This is a genomic window from Streptomyces cyaneofuscatus, assembly GCF_000718135.1.
GTDB lineage: Bacteria > Actinomycetota > Actinomycetes > Streptomycetales > Streptomycetaceae > Streptomyces > Streptomyces cyaneofuscatus.
In genome coordinates this window covers 72,044-94,550 of the sequence record NZ_JOEM01000007.1, presented here as the reverse complement: position 1 = coordinate 94,550, position 22,507 = coordinate 72,044, and the positions used below count along the sequence as shown (strand labels likewise).

Here is a 22,507-nt window from a genome sequence, read left to right as displayed (position 1 = left end):
GCGAGAAGCCCGCGCTCCACGAACACCGCCGAGAGAGAGGTCCACCGCCGTGCCCTCCCGTACGCCCGCCCCTGCCTCCCGCCGCTCCGCACTCGCCGCACTGGCCGGTGCCACCCTGCTCCCGCTCACCGGCTGTACGTCAGCCGGATCGGACACCGCCACCGACGGAAGGAGCGGGCCGAGCCGCTCCGGCCCCGGACCCTCCCCGTCGGCCTCGGCCCTGCCCCGTACGGACCGCGCCTTCGCCGAACTGGAGCGGACGTTCGACGCCCGGCTGGGCGTGTACGCGGTCGACACGGGCGACGGACGGACCATCGCCCACCGCCCCGACGAACGGTTCGCCTACGCCTCCACCTGCAAGGCCCTCCTGTCCGGTGCCGTACTGGCGAAGAAGACCCTGCCGCAGATGGAGCGCCTGGTGCGCTACGGCCAGGAGGAGATCATCAGCAACTCGCCCATCACCGAGAAGCATGTCGCCACCGGCATGACGCTGCGCGAACTGTGCGACGCCACCATCCGGTACAGCGACAACGCCGCCGCCAACCTCCTCTTCCGCGAACTGGGCGGCCCCCGGGGCCTCCAGGACGCCCTGCGCGGACTCGGGGACCGCGTCACCCGCTGCGACCGCTACGAAGTCGCCCTCAGCGACGCCACCCCCGGCGACCTCCGGGACACCAGCACACCCCGCGCCCTGGCCGCCGATCTGCGGGCGTACACCCTCGGATCCGCCCTCCCCGCGGAGAAGCGGGCCGTCCTCATCGACTGGCTGAAGCGCAACACCACCGGCGACCACACCATCCGCGCGGGCACGCCCCGCGGCTGGGAGGTCGGCGACAAGACCGGCACCGGCGGCTACGGGACCCGTAACGACATCGCCATCGTCTGGCCTTCCGGTGGCGCCGCGCCGATCGCGCTTGCCGTCCTCTCCCGGCGCGACATCAAGAACGCCGAGACCGACGACGCCCTGATCGCCGGGGCCGCGAAGGTCGCCCTCGGCGCGTTCGCCTGAGCGGTCCGGGGCTCTACGGCACGGGCAACTCCGGGTGGCGGCCGACCGGCAGGACGTACTGGAGTGGCTGGTCCAGGTCGTCGAGCCCGAAGATCTCGTGCGCCAGGTCGTCCCGGAACCCGCCGAGCGGTGTGGAGCCCAGCCGTAGCGCCGTGGCAGTGAGCAGGAGCGACTGCGCCAGGTGGCCCGCCTCCAGGAGGCCCAGGCGCAGAGCACGGAGACCGTAGCGCTCACGGAGCCGGCCCAGGTCGACGTAGAGGCCGAGCACCACCGGCAGCGCGTCCGGCACGATGCCGTCGGGGTCGTCGTCGGCGCGGGAGAGGTACGAGGACAACGACCTGACGTCGTCCAGGGCGGGCGCAGGGCCGATGTACCGCAGCGCCCAGCGGTCCGGAAGGCACTGGTAGGTGCCCGGTGCCAGCCCTTGGACGTCCAGCGCGATCAGCCGGAGCCCGGCGGTGTAGAGGGCGCCCGCGCTCGGATACGGCCGATGGCGCATGAGCCGCTCACCGCCGTCGGCGAACCGGTGCACCGACTCGTGCCCGGACGCGTGCGCGCCCCACAGCAGCGTGCCGAGCGACGCCGCGTCCAGAGGTCCGGTGAGTGAACCTCGCCGGGAGACGCGGCTGTTCATCACCGTCCGCAGATCCGCGTCCGGGAACGGGCCTGCGGGGAGCGGGAGTTCGGTGCCGCGCGAGGAGCCGGGCGCTTCGGCGGAGACGGCTGGGACGGCCGGGAGGGGCCGGACGGTCGGGAGGGCCGGGACGGCCGGTACGTCACGCGGCGCCGAATCCTGCTCCCGCCCGAGGTGGAACTTGCTCCGCTCCAGGTATTGCCGGTCGGGCGCGGTGTGGTCGTCCGGGAAGTACGAGGCCGGCTCCCCCCGGTCCAGCAGCGTGCGCGCGGCCAGCCGGCACACCGCGCGCTCCTCGTCGGGCGCCAGGCCCAGCCGGTTGAAGAGCATGTGCAGCTGGGACGCCCAGACATACGGGCGGCCCACCGACGAGGAAGCGGAGCGCAGAGCAGGGTCGGCCTTGCGGACACCGTCGTACCAGTCGGCCGGCACGCCGGTGGCCGTGCCCTCCTCCAGCGCTTGCCGCAGGGCCCGCGCCCGGCCCGCGAGGACCTCGCGTTGCAGGGCGTAGACGCTGTTGACCTTCGCGTGGACGTGCCGGGGGCCGAGCAGGGGCACGTCCTCCGCCCACCGCCAGCTCGCGGCGTGGCGCCGTAGCCACTGCGCCGCCGACAGCCGGTCCATGCCGCAGGCGAGAGCGGTGGCATGCGCGAGATCGATGGCGAGGGCGAGCCGGGCACTGCCGCGCGGAGTGTCCCGGACGGCCCGCACGGCCACCCGGCTCGACAGGATGAACACCTCTTCCGCCACCGGCAGGGCCGCGGGCCCTCCGTAGCGCGCGGTTTCGGGAACGTACGGCTCCACGCGGACCTCGGCGTGCTCCGCCTGCCCGCGTACATCCTGCCCGCTTACGTGGTGCCCGCGTACGTCCTGCCCACGTACGGACTCGGCGACGGGCACCCGCTCGGCCAGGCGCGCGAGAGCCTCCGGCAGGGACGCAGCCCGCGCCGGCGACACCCCGCGCACCCGGAGACGCAGATGGTGCCCGCCCTCGTCGTAGCGGATGAAGAACCAGTCGCCGGCCCCGAGCCCGTCGAGGAGCGGGGTCACGTCCTCGGTGAGGAAAGCGTCGACGTCCTCGGGAGCGGAGCGCAGGAAGCAGTGGAGGCTGAGCCAGGTGTCCGGGGATCCGTTCGTCACGGGATGGCTTCCTGTTCCGGTGTTCGGTCGGTCGGGCAGCGGGAAGGCGGAGTTCCTCACGGGAAGGGGTGCGGATGCAGGGCGAGTTCGTCGTGGAGGACCCTGCGCGGTACCTGCCCCAGCCGGAACGGCACGTCCAGCAGCCGGTCGAGCCCGAGCGTGCGCCGGTTGACATGACCGAACGTCATCGGCAGCGAGCCCGGGACCACGATCTTCGCCGTGTGCAGCCCGAGCCGGTCGCGTACGACGGACTCGCTCAGCGGTACGGCGACGACCTCCAGGCCGAGACCGGCCAGCCGGGTCACGGTCTGCTCCAGCAGGGCGGTGACATCCGGTACGGGACGCGGCGCGGACGCGGCGGGCCAGATGTCCCGCCAGTCCGTCTCGGGGCCGTCCGGGTCGAGGAAGTCCAGCCGGGGGCGGGCCTCGGGAAGGGTGTTGACGGCCACGTGGTCGTCAAGCGTCGTGACCAGCTCGGGCCGCTCCAGCATCGGGAGCAGCCGCCGCCGGCCGAACGTCTCCGGTTCGGCCCGGTGCCGGTGGACGGCGTTGACCACATTGGTCACCACCTCGGCGAGCGCGGAGCGGATCGCGGCGAGCGGATGGTGATGGCTCCCGGCGGCGACGAACGCACCCGGCGTCGTCGCCGGTTCGCCCCGGTGCAGGGCGACCGCGATGACGGCAGGGATCCGGAAGTCGTTCGTCGCGTCGAACAGCGCCACCCGGTAGCCGGTGAGCGCCGCCCGGTCCACGAGGTGCGCCACCTCCGCGTCCTCGGCCGGCACGGTAATCCGGCGCAGCGGGGTGCGCGCGTACCACGCCATCAGGAACGCGTCCCGCTCGGCGACCTCGAACAGCCCGTACAACGCCGCCTCCACCGGGCTGTTGCCCAGCCCGCACCCGTTGGAGCACTCGTACACCACCCGGGGCCGGCCCGGGCTCGCGTCCCAGTAGGCGACGTGCTCGGGCACCGCCGTCGTCCGGTCACGGGTCAGGGACCAGCCGTGCACCCAGTCCAGTTCCAGGTCCGGCGTGTACGGCACGGTCGCCGAGGCGGGGTGGCCGTGATGGGCGGGGTCGGGCAGTCCCAGCCTCACCGGGTCCACCGCCCGTTCGGGGCCGAGTTCGGCGTACGGGGCGCGCAGGACGGTCCGGTGACCGGTGGGGCTCATCGACGCCAGGCGTTCCGCCCCCTCGAACAGGGCGATGCGCTCGCTGCTCGCGAAGTCGCTGCTCCGCCCGTAGCCGCCATCTCGCATATGACGGCCGTACGTCACATACGCGCTGGTCAGGCTGTGTACGGACTCCTCGGTGCGCAGGATTTGGTGGACCGGCCCGAACCGCTCGTCGAACAGCACCTCCCGCAGACCCGCCACGTCCGTACGGGAGTTGGGCTCCCGCAGCGACACCGGGTCGGCGGCCGGCCTCGGGGCGCGGCGGGCGACCGGGCCGAAGGCCGCCTCGGCGACCTCGGCACCGTCGGGCGGCAGCGGCAGGCAGACCGCGCACCCGCCTATGGGCTCGAAGCGGTGCGTCGACCAGGTGCCCCGGCCGTTGTGGACGACATGGACGACCGCCCCGTCACTGTCCAGAAGCGAGGCGGCCAGAACACCGACCGCGTCGGTGAACGCGGGGGAGGGGCGGCCCTCCAGCCGCAGTCCTGGGCTGTGCCACGGCACCCGGCCGCCGATCGTGGCCAGCCGCCGGTACTCGCCGCACGCCAGACACCCCCGTGCGCCGGGCCGCAGGACCGGCCCCACCACCGTCAGCGCCCCGTCGCCCCGGACGGGGACGAGCGTCACCGGATGGGCCAGCGCGTGCCGGGACAGCTCCTCCGCCGTCCCCAGGGTCCAGGCATCCAGGACGACGACGGCGCTGCCTTCGGTGAGACGCAGGGCGCCCGCCGCGTCGAGCACGGTGGTGGCGGGTAACTCCTGGGCCAGGGCGTGCCGGAGCGGGTCTGCGGCGGTCACCGGGATCCTTCCGTGAGGGTGGGGTGCGTACGGTGACCGGGCCGGGCGGAGAGCACGGAGAAGCCGCACTGACGCAGCGCCGACCACAGCGCGCGTACGTCGGCGTGCGCGTCGGTCGGCGGCTCCCACGGCTGCGGGGACCACCCGGTCAGTGCGGCCAGGGCCTCCTGGAGTTCCGGTTCCCGGGCGGCCGAATCCGCCAGCCAGGTCGTCGTCCACCCCGCGTCCTCCCAGGGGGCCGTCGCCTCCGGCCGGGCGAGCGAGGCGACCGCACCGCCGGGTGTCACCAGATGCCGGGCGTGCGGAGCGTCGGCGGCCGCCTGGACCCTGACCACGGCGGAGAGCGCGGCGAAGGCGACGGCCTCGTCCGCCGACGCCTCGACGGCCGTGCCGAGCACGCCGCCCGTTGCCGCACGTCCCTGGGTCTGGACCTGGACCTGGACCTCTGCGTGGAATACGGCCCCGCCGCCGACCGTATCGAGACGTGACACCGCGACATCCGCGTCGACCCCGAGCCGCCGGACCAGGACGGACCACCAGTGCAGCGCCTGCGGATGGCGTCCGGGCTCCGGGCTCCAGGGCACGGGCGCGGCCCCACCGAACGGACCTGCGGTGTCGCCCGCGCGTGCGCCCTGCTGCCGTACGGCCGCCCCCGCCCCCGCCCGCCGCAGCGCGCGCCCGCGCGCGTGCACGGCGCCCGCTCCGACCACCGGGCCCGCATCCCCCTCCAGGCCCGATTCGCCCTTCCCCAGAAGGAGTTCGGCCGCCCGGCAGACCGCCTCCAGCCGGGCCAGGTCCGCCCGGGCGGAACCGGACACCAGGACCTCGCCCGCCACCGAGGAGCGGACCAACGCCGCCGGGAGCTGGGGGAGCGCCCCGGGGTCCGGCTCGTCCAGGACACCGGCCAGGCGGTCGGTGAGCACCGGAATACGGGCCAGGGCCTCGGTCAGCGTACGTACGTCAGCACGCGGGCGGACCCGGTCGGCGTCCACGAGCACGGGGCCCACCCAGGTGCGGTACTCGCCCCGCAACGGCGCCCGCTCCGCGACCAGTGCCGTCGGCAGCCCGGGGATCAGCCGGGCATCGCCCGCCTCGGCCGACGGGTCGCGGAGCCCGGCCACCGCGCAGATCAGCCGCTGCGCCGCCGAGGAGGCCAGGAGCGCGGGCAGACCGGGAGGCTCGGCCCCGCCGGGGGCCTCCCGTGGGCGCAACCTGTCCGCCAGCCCGTCGGCATCGGCCCGTGCCTGCCGCGCGCTGCCCACGGGGGTGACGAACCCGACGCCCGGGCGCAGGCCGACGACCACCGCCCGGTCTTCCGCGTCCTGTTCCGCCGCGAGCGGCGGCTCGCCCGGCCCGGCGGCGACGAGCAGGACTTGCCCGTCCGGCAGGTCAGCCGCTTCTGCGGTCGCCGCCCGGACTCCGGCTCGGTCCAGCGCCCGTGCGGCGGCGCGGGCGAGCGGACCGTCCGGACGCGCGGCAAGGACCCGCACCCGGCTGCGGATGAGGGCGGCCGCAGCTTCCGCGGGCCGGTCGGCGACTGCCCCGAGCCACGGCCCGGCCGCATCGCCGTTCTCCCCGGCCGGGCGCTCGACCAGGAGATCGTGGTCGTGCAACTGGCCGACCACCGTGACCAGGGCGGCCCGCAGCGGCGAACCCGCCACGGCTGCCCGCGCCGGCTCCGCGCCCCCGTCGCCCGCGAGCGCCTCGGCCAGACGGCCCCACAGCACCGGCAGCCCGGCGCCGCCCTCCAGCGTGACGCTGGTGATCCAGCCCCGCAGATGTACGCCGTGGGGGAGGACGGTCACCGAGACCCCCGGCCGTAACGTCCACCGCCCCAGGGAATCCAGCGCGTCCGGCGTGGCCCGCTCGCCCTCCGGGGAGGTGGCCGTGTCCGGCCCCGCCTGATCGACGGTCATCGGTCGTCCCTTCGGTTCGCCCACCCGGCAGCCGCACGGGCACCGGCATCACCGACATCGCCCATGCCGAGCCCGGCCCGGTAGGTCTCCACCACCAGCTCCACCGCCGCGTGCGCCTCGCCCCGGGCCGGTGCGGGCAGCGCCTCCTCCAGGACCGCCCCGCCGGGGTGGCGGGCCAGCCACTTGCCCAGGCAGCGCAGATGCAGCGCGTCCCCGAGATCGACGTACTGCGGCCGGGGGCGGTCGAGCGCGCTCAGGAGGTCCTCGTCCACCCGCCCGCCCCGGGCCGGAGGGGCGGCATGCAGATAGAGCTGATCGGGGACGCCGAGCAGAGCCCGCCACCGCGCCACCGTTCCCACCGGCACCTCACCCTCCGCCGCGAGCTCCGCGAGCAGCACCGCCACCGTGGGCCCCGCCAGCTCCCACCGGCGGCGGCGCAGCACGAGGTGGCGGTGGCGCAGGCGTGGGGTGCGTACGAGGTCTCCGCCCGGTACGGCGGTGAGGTGACGGGGGACCAGGGCGCCGAAATCGGTGATGCCGTGCGGATGGTCCATCAGCAGAGGGGCGAGCCTCGGCTGCAGCAGGAGCGGCGCGAACACCCCCGCGTAGAGCACATCGGCCCACGCGCCGGTGGCCTTGACCCGGACGCGTACCTCGTCACCGTGCAGGTCATGGACGAGTTCGACATCGTCCATGCCGAGGGAGGCGTACGAGCGGTCCGGCCCGATCTCCTCCGGTACGAACCGGGGATGCAGGTTGGCGTTGAAGCCGCTGACCGGGCGCACCTGGGCCACCGTGGCGCCGGGGCCGAGCGTGCCGGACACGGCGGTGGCCGCCATTCGGGCGGCCCCGGGGCCCAGGGAATCCAGGAACCTGCTGCTGAACCGCCCCCACCCCCCGTACACATGGTTCACGCACAGCACCCCGCCGCCCGCCCGCTGGACGAACCCGGTGTACGAGACCGGGCGCCGGGTCGCCCACGACGGCATCCGTGAGCCGAGCCCGGCCACCAGGCCGGCCGGCAGGACGACGTCGTCGTCGGGCCCGCCGCCGCTGTCGGCGTGTGCCCGGTGCACGGCCTCCGTCAGCTCGGCCCGGAGGGCGGCGAGTCGGCGGATGGCGTCGGCGGCGGCGGACCCGTCGCCGTCCGTGCCGGGAGCGCCCCCGTCGGCGGCCCGTGAGGCCCGCTGCCAGGCCTCGTCGGCGTCGGCGCCGAAGTCCCACACGTGCGGGCAGACCCCGCCGGGCCCGTACCGGGCGACGAAACTGTCCCGCACCTGCCGGCGTACCGCCGGGCCGAGGTCGAACACCTCGGACAGGGAGGCCAGTTCACCCAGTGCCCGGTGGTCGGCGGCGCCGAGGAAGCCGTCCAGCCGGATCGGCTGCCGCATGACGACGTCCTCGCTGAGGACGGTGAGGCGGGCGGGGTCGGGGGCAACCGGGTGGCCCAGGTCGGCGAGGAGCGTCACCCAGCGGTCCCTGAGGGCGGCGAGCAGGGCGGCGCGGCGGCCGGGTTCCGCCGCACCGAACTCGCCGGTCGCGGCGGAGAGTTCGTCGATACGGAGGGCCAGTTCGCGGTCGTGCGGTGCGCCGGTGCTCCGTAACCAGCCGGCCAGCCGGGGGAGGGGGTCGGGGTCCTGGGGGGCGTAGGGCTCCACCGGGACGAGCAGCCCCGCGTCGCAGACCTGGCGGAGGAAGGCGGTCGCGGCGGCTACCTGGTCCGGTGCTGCGGCGACCTGGTCCGGGTCCGGTTCGGCGGAGCCTCCCCTCGCGAGCATCCCGGCCAGCGCCTCTAGCGTCGCCGGGGGGTCGCACAGCGCGGCGAGCCGCCGCAGCGGTTCCGCCGCACCGAGGGTGACCTCGTCGTCCTCCACCGCGAGGAAGCGCGCGGCGGTGAAGGCCGTACGGGAGCGGGCGAAGGCGGCCCGCCCGCCGGAGTCACGCAGGCTGCTGCACATGCGGTGCGGCAGGGTCGGGCGGCGGCGCGGGTCCGCCGCCAGCGCCGCGAACAGGGTGTCCACCAGCGTCCGGTTGGCGCGGACCACGGCGCGGGACGAACCGACCGGCAGATCCGCCCCGTTCCAGGAGACGTCCCCCCGGTCCACGGCCGACGGGGTCGGCAGCACCCCCCAGCCGACCGCCGTGAACGCGGACAGCGGGGTCGTGCGGGCAACCGCCCGCACCGCGTGCCGCGCCACCCCCGCCTCCTCCTTCCGCGCCCGGCGGTCCGTCGGCCCGTGCCCGGCCCGCAGCACCGCCCGCAGCAGGTCGGCGCTGGTGAACGACGCGGCGCGGAGGAACGAGGGCTCCCTGCACAACCCGGCGAGCACCGACCGGCCGGCCGCGAGGGCGGGGTCCGTACCGGACCGGAGGGCCGCGAGCACGTCCTCCCTGCGCCCGCGTGCGTCGAGCCAGGCGCGCAGTTCGGGCACCCGCCCGGCCAGGCCGTCCAGACGGCGGAGAAGGGCGGGGCGCGGTTCGCGCCCGTTGTGCACCGCACGCCGGAGCGGGAGTACCACCTCGCGGTGGAAGTCCTCCGTATGGCCCGCCCGGCTCGCGTACAGCGCATCGCCGAGCGCGGGGGCCAGGGCCGTGAGCCGGCCCTCCAGCACCACCAGTTCGGCCAGCGCCGCCCGGAAGGCGGCGGCGGGGGCGGGCTCGGCGGGCAGGCTCAGCAGGGTTGTACGGACGATTGCGCCGGGGGCGACCCGGGGGAGCGGGACCGGGTGCCCGTCATGCGCTCCGTCATGCGCTGGGGCCACGGGCATCGCGGGCATCTGGAGTTCCGGTACGGGCGGTTTCACATCGTTCCAGTCGGCTGGGCGGTGGACAGGGCCGCCCGGCGGGCGGTGCGGACGCGCCGGGTGCGTACGCGGGTGATTCGGATGCGTTGGTTCGCACGCGAGCGGGCCTCCGCGGCACCGTGCCGCGGAACGGGGCCGGGCGGTGCCGCGGAAGCCCTCACAGTTCCTGTGTCACGCGGTGTCGAGCTGGAGCGGCGGCTGCACGCTGCAACCGCTGCAGCCCTGACACGAGGTCGAGGAGGAGGACGACAGCGAGTACGTGGACTCGCCGATTCCCGCCGTGTCGCGCATCGCGGTGACGGTGATCTCACCGAGGTCCAGCGCGTCGAGATCGAATGAGGTGGCCATCTCGGGAAGTGACATAGGTGCTCCGGGAGTTGTGAGAGCAGAAGCGGTGCTGATGTGCACCGGTTCGGCAGCGTAGGTCGGAGCGCGGAGCCCGGAGCAGCACCGTATTCAGCCAACGGGACGGCAGAGAAATGTCTCAAAAGCGCGATTACCGGCGGATGAGCATGCGTAGACCGCAGGGACGTGGTGCCACACGTTTGCTGCCGGGAAGCAGCCGGGATGCGGACCGGTGGCTCTGCCGGGATTTCCCTGGAGCGAGCGATACCGGAAGGCAAATGTGACCTTACGGAGCCCCTCCGTCCGGATCTTTCTGCCGTCCGGAGGGGCGCAGGGAGACACTTCTTACGTTTATTCCGGGAATGCCCTTTGCCGGATCCGGCGGGCCACCTCCGCGTCGACGGTGCGGGTGAGCAGATGGAGCGGCGCCGCGTCGATCCCGCCCGCTTCCGCCGCAGCCCAGTAGGCCAGGCCGGTGGCCGCGTCGACCGTGCCGCGAACGAGGGGCACGTCGGCTCCTGAGGCGTGGAGCAGGGACTCCAGCCGGCAGGAGGCGATGGTGCCCGGGATCGAGGGCTGGGCGAGGTATCCGGCCACCGCGGCGGCCGGCAGGCCGTCGGCCACCCGCCGTTCGACGGTCCCGATGCTCAGCAGCCCGCCGCCCACGACCAGGACGTCCCTCGCCCGGTCCATCCGGTCGAGGGCGCGCCCGGTGTCGAAGCAGTGCGGGAACGAGTCGTCGACCACCGTCGTACCCGGTTCGAGACGGTCGACGTCCAGGAGCGTGCCGCCGCCGCTGACCGCCGCGACGATCAGGCGTGCCCCGTACACCGCGTCGGGCAGCCCCTCGTCCGATGTGAGTACGGCGACGGCGTCGGCGAGTCCGCGTGCACGGAGGCGTTCGGCCAGTTCCTTCAGGCGGGGCCCGCTGCCCGGTACGTCGCACAGCAGGAGCCGCGCGGGCGGGGTCGTCGCCTGGCCGAGCAGCAGCTCCAGGGCGGAGGAACCGATGGAGCCCAGTCCCACGAACGCGACGGTGAGGGAACCCAATTCCTCCCCGGTGGCGCCGAGCGCGGCGTGGACGGTCTTGACGACGGAGACGACGGTCGCCGCATGGCCGGTGGTCACGGCCGTGGTGGATGCGCTGCCCCCGATGGCGCGCAGGACATCGAAGCCGTAGCCGGTGAGCGAAGGGATCATGCCGGCGAGTGAGACGGACCGTGCGCCGAAGGACGAGGCGAGTTCCACGGCGTGTGCGGTGTGCCCGAGGAGAGCGGATCCTGGCGCCAGTTCGTCCGCGAACAGGGGGGCGCACACGAAGCCCGAACGCCCCAGCGGGGTGCTCAGGGTTTCGAGGAGCCGTGGGCGCCCGTCCGGGAAGAGCAGGGCCCGCAGCTCCTCGCGGCGCAGCGCCGCCTCCGGCAGGCGGGCCAGCCGGGCGAGGTGGGACGGGGACGGCAGGTAGCCGATGAGCGCCGCATCCATGCGTGGCTCCTGGCCGGGGCCGTCCAGGCTCAGGTCCGGGCTCGGGCTCGCCACGGTCCGGCTCCCGGCGCTCCGTTGCTTCGGCACCGGCGCGCGCACCGGCACTGGGCCGGGCACCCGCACCGGCACTGTTACTGGCATCGGTCCAGGCGCCCGCACCGGATCGGCCCCCGCGTGCGTCAGCGCGTCCCGTATCGCCTCCGCGAACGCGGCCAGCGCCCGCGGCGTGAACGCCGCCGCCGACGCGCGAACGGTGAGCCGCAACTGCCCGGAATCCAGGCCGGCCGCCAGGAACACATCCGTACCGAGCGGAGGCGGGGTGTACTCGCCGACGCTGTCCTGACGGCCGACCGTGAGGGTCCGCCCGCTCTCCGGCCCGAGACCGGAGAAGTCCAGGTAGGTGAAGAAGAACTGTGAGGCCAGGGGCAGCCCGTCGGGCAGTGACGGTACGGGACCCTCGTGGATCTGCGCCGCCGTCGCCTCGGCGACGATCCGCCGCAGATCGTCCTCGAAGTCCGCGCCCGGAGGCCGCCCGGAATCCGGACCGGCCGGCCGCAGGGGTACGGCCGTGGCATAGGGGCCGAACACCCGGTGCGCGTCCGGCAGGGCGAGGTCCCTGCCGCTGACGGCGAGACCGAGCACCAGATCCTCCCGGCCGGTCGTGGCCATGAGCGCCCGGTAGTAGGCGGTCAGCACGGGGGCGTAGAGGGTGGCGCCGGTGCGGGAGGCGAGACCGCGCAGCTGCTCCACCTGGTCCGCCCCGAGAGTGAACCCGTCGGTCAGGAAAAGCACGTGACGGCCCGCCTCACCGCCGCTCCCGTCGGTCCCGGCGCTCAGTACCGGCGGCCGGTAGGGCGCACTCAGCAGCGTCCACCTGCTCCCGTCCCGCGTCGCTGCCGCCGGCGCGACAGCGTCGGCATCCGCACCGGCACCGGCACCCGTGGTGGTGATCGCGTCCGCCCGTACGGAGAGACGGGCGGCGTGGTCGCGGAACGTACTGCGCAGCGGGTCCAGGCCCGGTTCCTCGCCACGGGACAGCGCGTCGTACACGGTCGTCAGCTCCCGGATCAGGAGCGCCGCGCTGTAGCCGTCGCCGATGATGTGGTGCGCGTGCACCAGCAGCACGTGGTCCTCGGGGGCGAGGGTGAGCACCCGCAGGCGCAGCAGGGGCCAGGCCCAGGGTTCGAAGCGGCGCGTCCGTTCGGCCGCGGTCGCCTCCTCGATGCCGTGCGGTCCGGTGACGGTCTCGAAGTCGACCGGCAGGCGCAGCGACGGCGGTAGCTCCTGCTGGACGGCCGGGCGTGCCCCGGCGGGAAAGACGGTGCGCAGCATGGGATGCCGTACGACGAGGGCGTCCACCGCCTGCTGGAACCGGGCGGTGTCGAGCGGGCCGTGCAGGCGGAGCCGCGTCAGCCAGGACGATGCCTCACCCGGCGCGATGGCCTCGGCCAGCAGGAAGCCCCGCTGGGTGGGCGTGAGCGGGAAGGGCAGGGGCCCCGCCCCGCCGGTCTCCGCCCCGGCGACACCTGCGTCCCGGAACGACGGGTCCACGGCGGTGACAGGCTGGTCGACAGGGTCCGCCGCGGCCGCGTCCACGGCATCGGCGAGGGCGGCCAGGGTGCGGTGACGGTAGATCACGGTCGGCCGGGGGAGCGGCCCGCCCTCCTTCTCCAGCCGGGCGAACACCTCCAGGACGAGCAGGGAGTCGCCGCCCAGCGCGAAGAAGTCGTCCTCACGGCACACGTCGTCGGTCCGGAGCAGCACGGACCAGATGCGGGCCAGCCGGACCTCGGTCGGCGTGAGCGGCGCCGTACGGGAGACATCCGCCGGCTCCACCGGCTCCTGGCGTCCCTCCGTCCGCGCATCCGCCGGGAGGGCCGGCAGCCGACGCCGGTCGATCTTGCCCGTGCCGGTGAGCGGCATCCTGGCGACCCAGGTGATGCGGGACGGAACCATGTACGGCGGCAGCGTCCCGGCGAGATGGAGCCGAAGTGCCACCGCATCCGCGGCGGGCACCCCCGCCCTCGGGGTCACGAACGCCACCAGGCGGCCGTCCTGGAGGAGGACGACGGCCTGGGCGATGTCCGGACGGGCCTGCAGCACGGCCTCGATCTCGCCGGGCTCGACCCGGTTGCCCCGGACCTTCACCTGGTCGTCCAGCCGCCCGAGGAACTCCAGGGTGCCGTCCTCGGCGACCCGTGCCCGGTCGCCGCTGCGGTACCAGCGCCGCCCCCGCCGATTCGTGAACGCGGCCTCGGTCAGGGCCGGTTCACCGAGATATCCGGCCGTCAGGCCGACCCCCGCGATGAGGAGCTCACCGGCCTCGCCGGGCTGCCGAAGCTCCCCGTCGGGCCCGACGATCTCCACCTCCGTCCCGGCCACGGGAGTGCCGATGGGCAGTTGGCGTACGTCGTCGCCGGGGCGGGCGCCGATGATGTGGCAGGTCGTGTTGATGGTTGCTTCGGTCGGCCCGTACAGGTTGGCGATGCGCTGTCCGCTGCCGAACAGGTCGAACCAGCGGCGTACGTGAGCGGGCGACAGGGCCTCGCCGCCGACGTGGATCCACCGGAGGGAGGACAGATCCGGCCGTGGCGCGCCGCGCCGTACCCGCTCCTCGGAGGCGGTGAGGAGCTGTTCCCAGAGGGTGGGTACGGAGCTCCACACGGTGATCCGGGTGCGTTCGACGTGGGTCAGCAGGAGGTCGGGGTCGCGCAGGAGGTCCCGTTCCACCGTCACCACGGTCGCACCGACGAGCAGCGGGGCGAGGAGCTGGCGGACGGAGGCGTCGAAGCAGAGCGACGCCGTCTGGGCGAGACGGTCGTGCTCGTCGTACCCGAAGGTACCGATGGCCCAGGCGAGGTAGTTCTCCATCGAACGGTAGGTGATGGGCACGGCCTTGGGCCGCCCGGTGGAGCCGGAGGTGAAGATCACGTAGGCGATCGAGTCCCCGTCGACGGGTCCGACCGGCTCTGGGGCAGACCCCTGCGAGGCGGGTTCGTCCATGTCGCTGGAGACCAGAGTGACGTCACCGAGCGCTTCGCCCGCCGCACGGGTGGCGGCGTGGCAGAGCACCGTACGGGCACCCGAGCGGGCGAGCTGGTCCGCGAGGCGCGGGGTCGGGTGGCCGGAGTCCAGCGGCACCCAGCCCGCACCGGCGCGCAGGACGGCGACGACCGAGACGACCGCGTCGGCGCCGGGTTCGGTCAGGAGCCCGACCAGGCTTCCCGGCGTGACACCGTGGGCCAGGAGGCGGGCCGCGAGGGCGTGGGAGGCACGGTCGAGTTCCCCGTACGTCAGGGTCTCGGCGCCCGTGTCGATGGCGACCGCGTCCGGGGTGGCCCGGAACCGGGCGAGCAGCCGCTCCACGATCGTGGCAAACCGGGATTCCGGTGCCGGATGTGCGGCCTCGGCGTCGGCCAGGGCGGCCAGCTCACCGTGGAAGTCGCGGTCCAGACGCGCCACCGTCTCCGGTGCGAAGAGCCGGACGGGGAAGTTCCACGAGAAGCGCAGGACCTCGCCGTCCTGCCAGCACAGCAGGCTGAGACGGGTCGCCGGGGTGCCGGTCCCGGCGGCGGTCGGCCGCACGGTCACCGGGCACCGCGCGTCGAGAGCGGCAGGGAAGCGGGCGAAGCTGAACCCGGCCGGGCTCACCGTCCGAGGCCCGGCCCCCGTCGGCCTGCCCGGCAGCAGCCGGGCCAGGTCGAGGCTGGTGGGCGCCGCATGCCGCTCACTCGCCGGCCAGACCCGCCCGAGCCGCTCGGCCAGCTCCCACACCGACTCGTCCGGGTCGCTCTCCCAGAGCAGCGGCAGGGTGTCGGCCAGCGGCCCCACGAGCCGGTCCAGACCCGGCAGCCGGGCGTCGCGCCGGGCGCGGGCCACGTTCACCGCGACCTCGCGCTGTCCGCTCCACCGGCCCAGGCACCGCACATGGGCGGCGAGCAGCAGATGGAACAGGCTCACGCCGTGCTCGGCGGCCCGCTTCTCCAGCGCGGCGGTCAGCGGCGCGTCGAGGGCGCTTCCGTGGGTCGCCAGGGGAGCGGTCGGGAGGGCGTCGGGATCACCGTCGTACGGCAGCCGCAGCGCCTCGCCCCGGCCGGCCAGTCGCTCCGACCAGTGGCGCAGGTCGGCGGCGAGAGCCTGGGCACCGGCCGCCGAGGAGCGCTCCTCGGCGGCAGCGGCGGAGTACCGCGCGAAGTCGGTGCCGAGAGCGGGCAGCGACGGCGCGGCTGCGGGCTCCTGGGCGAGGGCGGTGTACAGCGACCAGAGATCCTCGGCGAGGACATTGAGGCTGTAGCCGTCGCCCCCCACATGGTGGATGACCAGCGTCAGATGAGCCAGGTCCGGGCTCTCCCGGATAAGGACCGCCCGGATAGGAGGCTCGGCGGAAAGGTCGAACGGCCGGTTGCGCAGGGCGCTTTCGACATCCTCGATACGCCCGGCGTCCTCCCGCACCTCGTACCAGGCGGACAGGGCGGTGGGCGGCGCGATGTACTGCCGGGGTGCGGTCGTGCCGTTCCCGTCCGTGCGGTCCTCGACGCGGACCCGCAGCATGGTGTGCCGCTCGGCGAGCGCGGTGAGCGCGCGGCCGAGGAGCTCGCTGTCCAGGGGGCCCCGGACGGTCTGGCGTACGTATCCGTGGGCCGGGATGTCCGGGTGGAGCCGCCCGCTGGTGTGCAGGGCCAGCTGGACGGGGGTGAGCGGGAACGGCACCCCGTCCGCGACGGGGGAGGGGGCCGCCGGGGACACCGGGGGCGGGCCGGCCGGGGCATCCAGATGCGCGGCCAGTTCGCGGACGGTCCGGTACTCGAAGAAGAGCGTGGCGGGCAGGGAGGTGCCCAGCTCCCGCTCCAACTGCCGTACGAGGTCGACGGCGGCGAGCGAGTCCAGGCCGAGGGAGAGGAACGGCGCGTCGTCGGGGATCTCGGCGGGAGACAGCCGCAACGCCGCCGCCAGGAGCCGGCGCAACAGCGCGGCGGTACCCGAGCCCGTACGCGTAACGGCCTCTGCGGCTCCATGCAGGGAGGCAGGCTGCGCATCCGACACAGCCTCGGACTCCGCCCCCGGCACGGGCAGCGACGCCACGGCCCCGGCCACGGTCCCCGGGACATCGATGCGGGGCTCGGCCGGTGCCAGATCCGCCAGCACCAACTGCGCCGCGTCGACACCCCATGCCGTACGGAGCGCCGCCAGCGCGGGAGCGGTGGCCACCGGCCGACTGCCGACGCGCTGTACGGCGGCGGAACCAGGCCCCGTTTCTGCGCCGAGGCCCGCCGCCATGCCCGTTTCGGCGAGCGCGGCGAGGTTCACGGACTGCCAGGGCCGGCCCGCCCGCCGCTCCGACGCGGCGAACGCGTCCAGGAAGGCGTTGGCACCCGCGTAGTCGCCCAACGCGCCTGCCAGACCGGGCAGCAGGGCGGAGACCGAGGAGAACACGACACAGACCGCCGGGGCGAGCCCGTGCCGTCGCAAGCCCTGCGAGAGCAGCCACGTGCCCCGCGTCTTGGCGGCCAGGGCGTCGGCGGTCTCCCGCACGCTCCTGTTCCGCAATGTGCCGGGGCGGACCACACCCGCAGCATGGAAGAGCCCGTCCAGACGGGGAAGTTGGGCGAGGAGCGCGTCGACGTCCCGTTCCACCGAGACGTCGGCCACGCGGTAGCGCACGGTGGCGCCCAGGGCTCGGAGCTCCTCGACGAGGTCTGCGGGCGGCTGGGGGGAGCGCCCGGCGAGTAGGAGTGTAGGGCGGCCCCTTCCGGCCAGGTCCCGGGCGAGCGCACCCCCGATCCCGCCGCCGCCTCCGGTGATGAGGAAGGTGCCGTCGGGCGGCAACGGGGACGCCGCCGCATCCTTCGCCGCCAGCGGCGCGATCCTCCGGGTGAGCCTGCGGCCCGCGCGCCAGGCGACCGTGGTGGTCCCGCCCGGAGCGCTGACCGCCCGGAGTTCGGCGAGCACGGCGGCAAGCCGCTGGGCAGGGGTGTCCAGCGAGCAAAGGTCCACCTCGGTGGCCGAACAGCCCGGCGTCTCCTGCGGCAGAGCCAGCAGCGGCCCGGCCAGCACCGCATGGGCCGGCCGCGGCCGCTCGGGCCCGGCCCCCGTGGTGTGGACGTCCTCCGTCAGCACCAGCATCCGGCGCGCCCGGGTCTCGTCCAGCCGGGCGAGGGCCTCATCGAAGGCGGCCAGCGCGCTCTCCTGCGCCCGGCCGAGTGCGTCGGCGTCTTCCTGGGCGGGCGCGGGCCCGGCCACCAGCACCACGGCGTCCGGCGGCTCCTCCTCCCCGGTGTGCAGCCGGATGCCCTCGGCGGCGAGCTGCTCGGCGAGCCGGCTGACGGACGCGGCGTCAGGGCCGGTCAACAGGACGGATCCCACGGCCGACGCCGACGCGTCGGGCAAACCGGCTTCCTCCCACAGCACCCGGTGCAGCAGCGGGCTCACCGGCGGATCGGCCCAGTACCGGTCGCGCCGGAAGGGGTAGGTGGGCAGCGGAACCCGGTGGTGGTCCGCGTCGAGCGCGCTACGGTCCAGCGGCACACCACGCGACCACAGCCGCCCGATGGTCTCCAGGAGCGCCCGCCGGTCACCGGCCGACGTGCCGCCCTCGGCACCGCCGGGGAGAGCGGGGACCACCATCACGGCCTCTCCCCGGCCCGCTGCCGCCGCACGTGCCGCGCCGGACAGGGTCGCCCCGTGCCCGACCTCCACGAACGTGTCGTACCCCTCCCCGGCCAGGCGCTCCACGGCGGCCCCGAACAGCACCGGCCGCAGGGCGTGTTCGCGCAGGTACTCGGGACTCAGGACCGGCTGCCACTCGGCGGTGACCGTGCTCATCAGAGGGACGGACGGTTCATGGAGGGTGAGCGCACGCGCCGCGTCGGCGAGCCGCTCGGCGACCGGGCGCATGAGCGGCGAGTGGAAGGCACGGGAGACTCGCAGACGACGTACGGGAACGCCCTGGGCATCAAGGACGCGGGCGGCCTTCTCCACCCCGAGGACGGAACCGGAGAGCACCTGAAGCCCCGGCCCGTTGTACGCGGCCACGGCGAGATCACCGGGGGCCTCCGCCACCACCGCGGCGACGGCCTCCTCACTTCCCCGTACGGCGATCATGGCGCCGGGCTCGGTGAACGCGCCCATGAGACGGCCGCGTTCGGCGGCGAACCGTACGGCGTCCCGCAGGGTCAGCACCCCGCCGGCACAGGCGGCGGCGATCTCCCCGACACTGTGCCCGGCGACCGCGTCCGGCTCCACGCCCCACTCCCGCAACTGCCGGGCGAGCGCGACCCCGGAGGCGACCAGCAGTGGTTGCGCCACCTCCGTCATGGCCAGCGCCTCGGGGTCCGCCTCCTGATCCAGGCCCCAGTCCGTCAACGGCCGCCCGCACACCGGCCCGAGGAGCGCGGACGCCTCGTCGAGCGTGTCCCGGAACACCCGCGCCGTCCGGTACAGCGCCCGGTCCCGCCCGGGGAACTGCGCGCCCTGCCCGGGAAACAGGAAGACGAGCCGCGGCCGCGAGGGGGCGATGCTCTCCACGCCCGGCACGGACGCCGCGAGCCGGGCCCGCAGATCACCGTCCGCGACGACGGCGAGCCGGTGGGGACCGTCGTCCCGGGACGTGCTGGCGGTCAGGCACACGTCCCCTTCGTCCAGCTCCGGGTGCTCGTCGAGGTGGGCGGCCAACCGGTCCGCCGCCTCCCGCAGCCCGTCCGCGCTCCGGGCCGACAGCGTCAGCAGATGCGGCCCGGCCGAGGCGCCCTCGTACGGGACGCGACGCGGGGCCTCCTCCAGCACGGCATGCGCGTTGGTGCCGCCGAAACCGAAGGCGTTGATGCCCGCCACGAGCGGCCCGGCGGAGGTCCACTCCCGGCCCTCGGTCACCACGGAGAAACCGGCGGGCGCGAGGCCTGGTGAAGGAGACGCGTGGTGCAACGACGGGGGAAGCCTGCGGTGGCTCAGCGCGAGCACGACCTTCACCAGGGCCGGCAGGGCGGCCGCGTTGAGCAGATGCCCGATGTTCGTCTTCACCGAACCGAGCAGCCGAGGCTCACCGCCGGCCCGTACGGGAAACGCGTGGGCGAGCGAGCGCAGCTCGATCGGATCCCCCACGGCCGTGCCCGTTCCGTGGGCCTCCACATAGGTCACCGAAGCGGGATCGACACCGGCCGCCTCGTACGCACGGCTGATGACCTCGCGCTGCCGCAGCGGATTGGGGACCATGAGGCTCATCGAACGGCCGTCGTTGTTGACGGCCGTGCCCCGGACCACCGCGAGCACGGAGTCGTCGGTGGCACGGGCGGCATCCAGGCGCGTCAGGACGATGGCCGCGCCGCCCTCGCCGGGCACGAAGCCGTCGGCGTCGGCGCTGAAGGCGCGGCTGCGGCCGGTGGGGGAGAGGGCCTGTGCCTCCTCCAGCAGACGGTGACCGGTGGACGTCAGGTGGAGGTTGACCCCGCCGACCACGGCGAGGTCGCACTCCCCGTCCAGCAGGCTGCGCCGCGCCAGGTGCAGCGCCACCAGCCCCGACGAGCACGCCGTGTCCACGGCGAGCGCGGGACCGTCGAGGTCGAGGCACTGGGAGACGCGGGCGGCGATGAGGCTGGGCAGGTTCCCGGTGAGCGTGGCGGGAAGAGGCGATCCGTCGGCGGAGGCACGGTCCAGCACCTCCCGGTAGCCGCTCTCCCCGACGGCCGCGAAGACCCCGACCCTGCGGCCCCGCCGACGGGGCCCCGCGTACCCGGCGCGTTCGAGGGCCTCATGGGCGAGTTCGAGGAAGAGCCGCGCCTGCGGATCGAGGGCGCGGGCCTCGTCCTCGCCGATACCGAAGTAGCCGGCGTCGAAAGCGGCGGGGTCGTCGAGCAGAGCGCCCCAGCGCTTCCGGGCCGCTGCCGTACGGGCCCCGGGGTCGTCCCATCGCCCGTCCGGTACGGGGGTGACGGCGTCGTGCCCGTCGATGAGCAGGTCCCAGAAGGCGTCGGGAGTGTCGGCGCCGGGGAACCGGCACGCCATCCCGATGACGGCCGCTGACACGTCCGCCGCCCCTGAAAGCCGCTCACTCTCCGGGCCGGAGGCCGGGCGTACCGGGACGGAGACGGAGGAGGCCAGAAGACGACCGGCGAGTGCGGCGACCGTGCCGTGGTCCCGGATCACCGCCGGCGGCAGCGTCAGACCGAACGCGTCCTCCAGCGCCACGAGAACCTCCATGGCCTTGAGCGAGGTCCCCCCGAGGCTCCCGAACGGCTCGTGGAGCCCGATCGACTCCACGGCCCGGCCCAGCACACGCGCCCACACCTCCCGTACGGCCTGTTCGGCCTCGTCCCGCGACCGGGGCGCCACGGCCGGTACGGCCGGCCGGGGAGGCACAGGGGGCACAGGGGGCACAGGAGGCACAGGGGACGCGGCAGCCTCCCCCGGCCCCCACTCACCCGCCTCGAACCGCTCCCGCAGCCGCTGCCGTTGCAGCTTCCCGCTCGTCGTACGGGGAAAGGCCCCCGGAGGCAGCGCCAGCACCCGTACGTCGTCGTGGAGCAGCGCCCCGCGCACCCGGGCGGCGACCCGTTCGAGCACCTCCGCCGCCTCGCCCGGAGGCCGGGCCCAGGGGACGAAGACGACGACGCGTTCCCCGCCGGTCACGGGATCGGTCGAGCCGATCACCGCCGGAGCACCGGCCGGCAGCCCGGGGGTCGCCGCCGCGACCGCCTCCATGTCCGGGGCGTGGAAGGTCCGGCCGTTGAGGAACAGCACGTCCTTGTGCCGCCCCGTGACGCACAGCCGTCCGTCCCGCAGAAAGCCCAGGTCGCCGGTACGCAGCCACCCGTCCGCGAACACCTCGGCGCTGACGCCGGGAAGCCCGTGGTAACCGCGGGCCAGCTGAGGACCGCTCACCAGGATGTGCCCGACCCGCCGGTCCCCGAGCTCCGCGCCCTCGTCGTCGACGATCCGTACGGCGCATCCCGCCACCGGAAGCCCGACGTCCATCAGCTCGACGGCTCCCTCGCCTGCAACGGAGCCCACCACCGGGTCCACCGCCACGCCCCTGCTCAGCGCTTCCCGGTCCAGGACCAGCGGCTCGGCCACTTCCCCCGGCGGCGGGAAGGTCACCGCCAGCGTCGCCTCCGCCAGCCCGTAGACGGGCTGGGCCGCTGCCGGATCGAGCCCCGCCGGGCGCATCGTACGGGCGAACTCCCGCCACACCGCAGGTGCGATCGGCTCCGCCCCCACCAGCATCAGCCGCACGGCCGACAGGTCCAGCCGGGCGACGACCTCGTCCGGAACCCGTCGTACGGCCAGCGCCAGGGCGAAGTTGGCCGCGGAGAGCACGGTGGCCCGGTGCCGGTCCGCCACCTCGAACCAGATCCGGGGCCGCTTGGCGAACGACAGCGGACCGATCTTCACCTGCTTGGAGCGGGCGGCCAGCGGGGCGAGGTGGGTACCGATGAGCCCCATGTCATGGAAGTACGGCATCCAGCTGACCAGGACGTCGTCGGCACCGAGCGCCGAGGCCTCCCGTATCTGCTCCAGATTGGCCAGCACCGCACGATGGGTGACCTCCACACCCTTGGGCGCACCGGTGCTCCCCGAGGAGAACTGCACGAAGGCGACGTCGTCCGGCCCGGCGACGACGGGTTGCCGCGGCAGGGGCCCCTGCCGCAGCACATCGAGCCTCAGAACGCGTACGTCACCGGCCAGTTCACCGGCCACCGCCCCGTTCGCCGCGTCCACCAGAACGGGCGGTCGGCCCAGGTGCTCCCAGACCGGCAGGACGCGCCGGGCGTCGGGAGCCAGCGGTACGGGGACGAGACCGGCGGCCAGCGCGCCCCAGAACATCGGCTGGAAGTCCTCGCTGCGATCGGCGAGCAACGGCACACAGGTCCCCGGCACGACGCCGGCCTCCCGGAGGCCGCCGGCCACATGCAGCGCATCGTCGAGGAGTTCGCGCAGCGTGACGGTCAGCTCGCTGCCGTCGCCGCGAACATGGACGACGACCTGCTCGGGAGCCTCACGGACCGCGCCCAGCAGTACATCCAGCAGTGTCATGTCGTTGTCCACCGGTCCGTCAGTCCGTTCCCCATACGCGCGGCGACGCACGCACTGATCATTTCCCGGCCGGTCACCGGCCCCCAGTGATGATCTTAGAAACGCCCAGTTCGCGAGGAATCCACCGGCGGGAGGAGACCGCGTGCGCCCTGAGTCTGACCCGGACCCCGGCGAGG

Annotated in this window: 7 protein-coding genes; 1 reads left to right on the top strand and 6 read right to left on the bottom strand. The window is 74.6% G+C overall.

Annotated features, from left to right (window positions below; genetic code table 11):
• Nucleotides 1-49 precede the first annotated feature (49 nt).
• Nucleotides 50-1,009 (top strand): class A beta-lactamase, encoded by a 960-nt coding sequence (bla, locus tag IF17_RS0112920; protein ID WP_030565283.1) that lies wholly within the window; start codon nt 50-52, stop codon nt 1,007-1,009.
• A 13-nt stretch (nt 1,010-1,022) separates the two neighbouring features.
• Here the strand turns inward: bla and IF17_RS0112915 are convergent, their stop codons facing one another.
• The 6 genes from IF17_RS0112915 to IF17_RS0112890 form a co-directional block, all read right to left on the bottom strand.
• The gene (locus tag IF17_RS0112915) at nt 1,023-2,783 is read right to left on the bottom strand and encodes a thiopeptide-type bacteriocin biosynthesis protein (RefSeq protein WP_030565281.1); all 1,761 of its coding nucleotides are present in this window, start codon (nt 2,781-2,783) and stop codon (nt 1,023-1,025) included.
• Nucleotides 2,784-2,839: 56 nt separating this feature from the next.
• Nucleotides 2,840-4,756 carry a TOMM precursor leader peptide-binding protein gene (locus IF17_RS0112910; RefSeq protein WP_030565279.1) on the bottom strand — a complete coding sequence of 639 codons (1,917 nt, stop codon included), beginning with the start codon at nt 4,754-4,756 and terminating at the stop codon, nt 2,840-2,842.
• Entirely contained in the window at nt 4,753-6,672 is a 1,920-nt protein-coding gene (locus tag IF17_RS0112905; RefSeq protein WP_030565277.1) for a hypothetical protein, read from the bottom strand. Before IF17_RS0112905 ends, IF17_RS0112910 begins: the two co-directional genes overlap by 4 nt.
• Nucleotides 6,669-9,440: a lantibiotic dehydratase gene (locus IF17_RS0112900; RefSeq protein WP_244890472.1), complete on the bottom strand. Its 2,772-nt coding sequence runs from the start codon at nt 9,438-9,440 to the stop codon at nt 6,669-6,671. The genes IF17_RS0112905 and IF17_RS0112900 overlap by 4 nt, the downstream gene beginning before the upstream one ends.
• 207 nt (nt 9,441-9,647) lie before the next feature.
• The gene (locus tag IF17_RS0112895) at nt 9,648-9,824 is read right to left on the bottom strand and encodes a thiazolylpeptide-type bacteriocin (protein WP_225994999.1); all 177 of its coding nucleotides are present in this window, start codon (nt 9,822-9,824) and stop codon (nt 9,648-9,650) included.
• Nucleotides 9,825-10,172: 348 nt separating this feature from the next.
• The gene (locus tag IF17_RS0112890) at nt 10,173-22,331 is read right to left on the bottom strand and encodes a hybrid non-ribosomal peptide synthetase/type I polyketide synthase (protein WP_051884000.1); all 12,159 of its coding nucleotides are present in this window, start codon (nt 22,329-22,331) and stop codon (nt 10,173-10,175) included.
• Between the last annotated feature and the right edge of the window lie 176 nt (nt 22,332-22,507).

Coding starts and splice junctions, on each gene's coding strand:
- IF17_RS0112905 (WP_030565277.1), bottom strand. CDS start 6,672: ATGACCGTCGATCAGGCGGGGCCGGACACGGCCACCTCCCCGGAGGGC.
- IF17_RS0112900 (WP_244890472.1), bottom strand. CDS start 9,440: ATGCCCGTGGCCCCAGCGCATGACGGAGCGCATGACGGGCACCCGGTC.
- IF17_RS0112895 (WP_225994999.1), bottom strand. CDS start 9,824: ATGGCCACCTCATTCGATCTCGACGCGCTGGACCTCGGTGAGATCACC.
- IF17_RS0112890 (WP_051884000.1), bottom strand. CDS start 22,331: ATGACACTGCTGGATGTACTGCTGGGCGCGGTCCGTGAGGCTCCCGAG.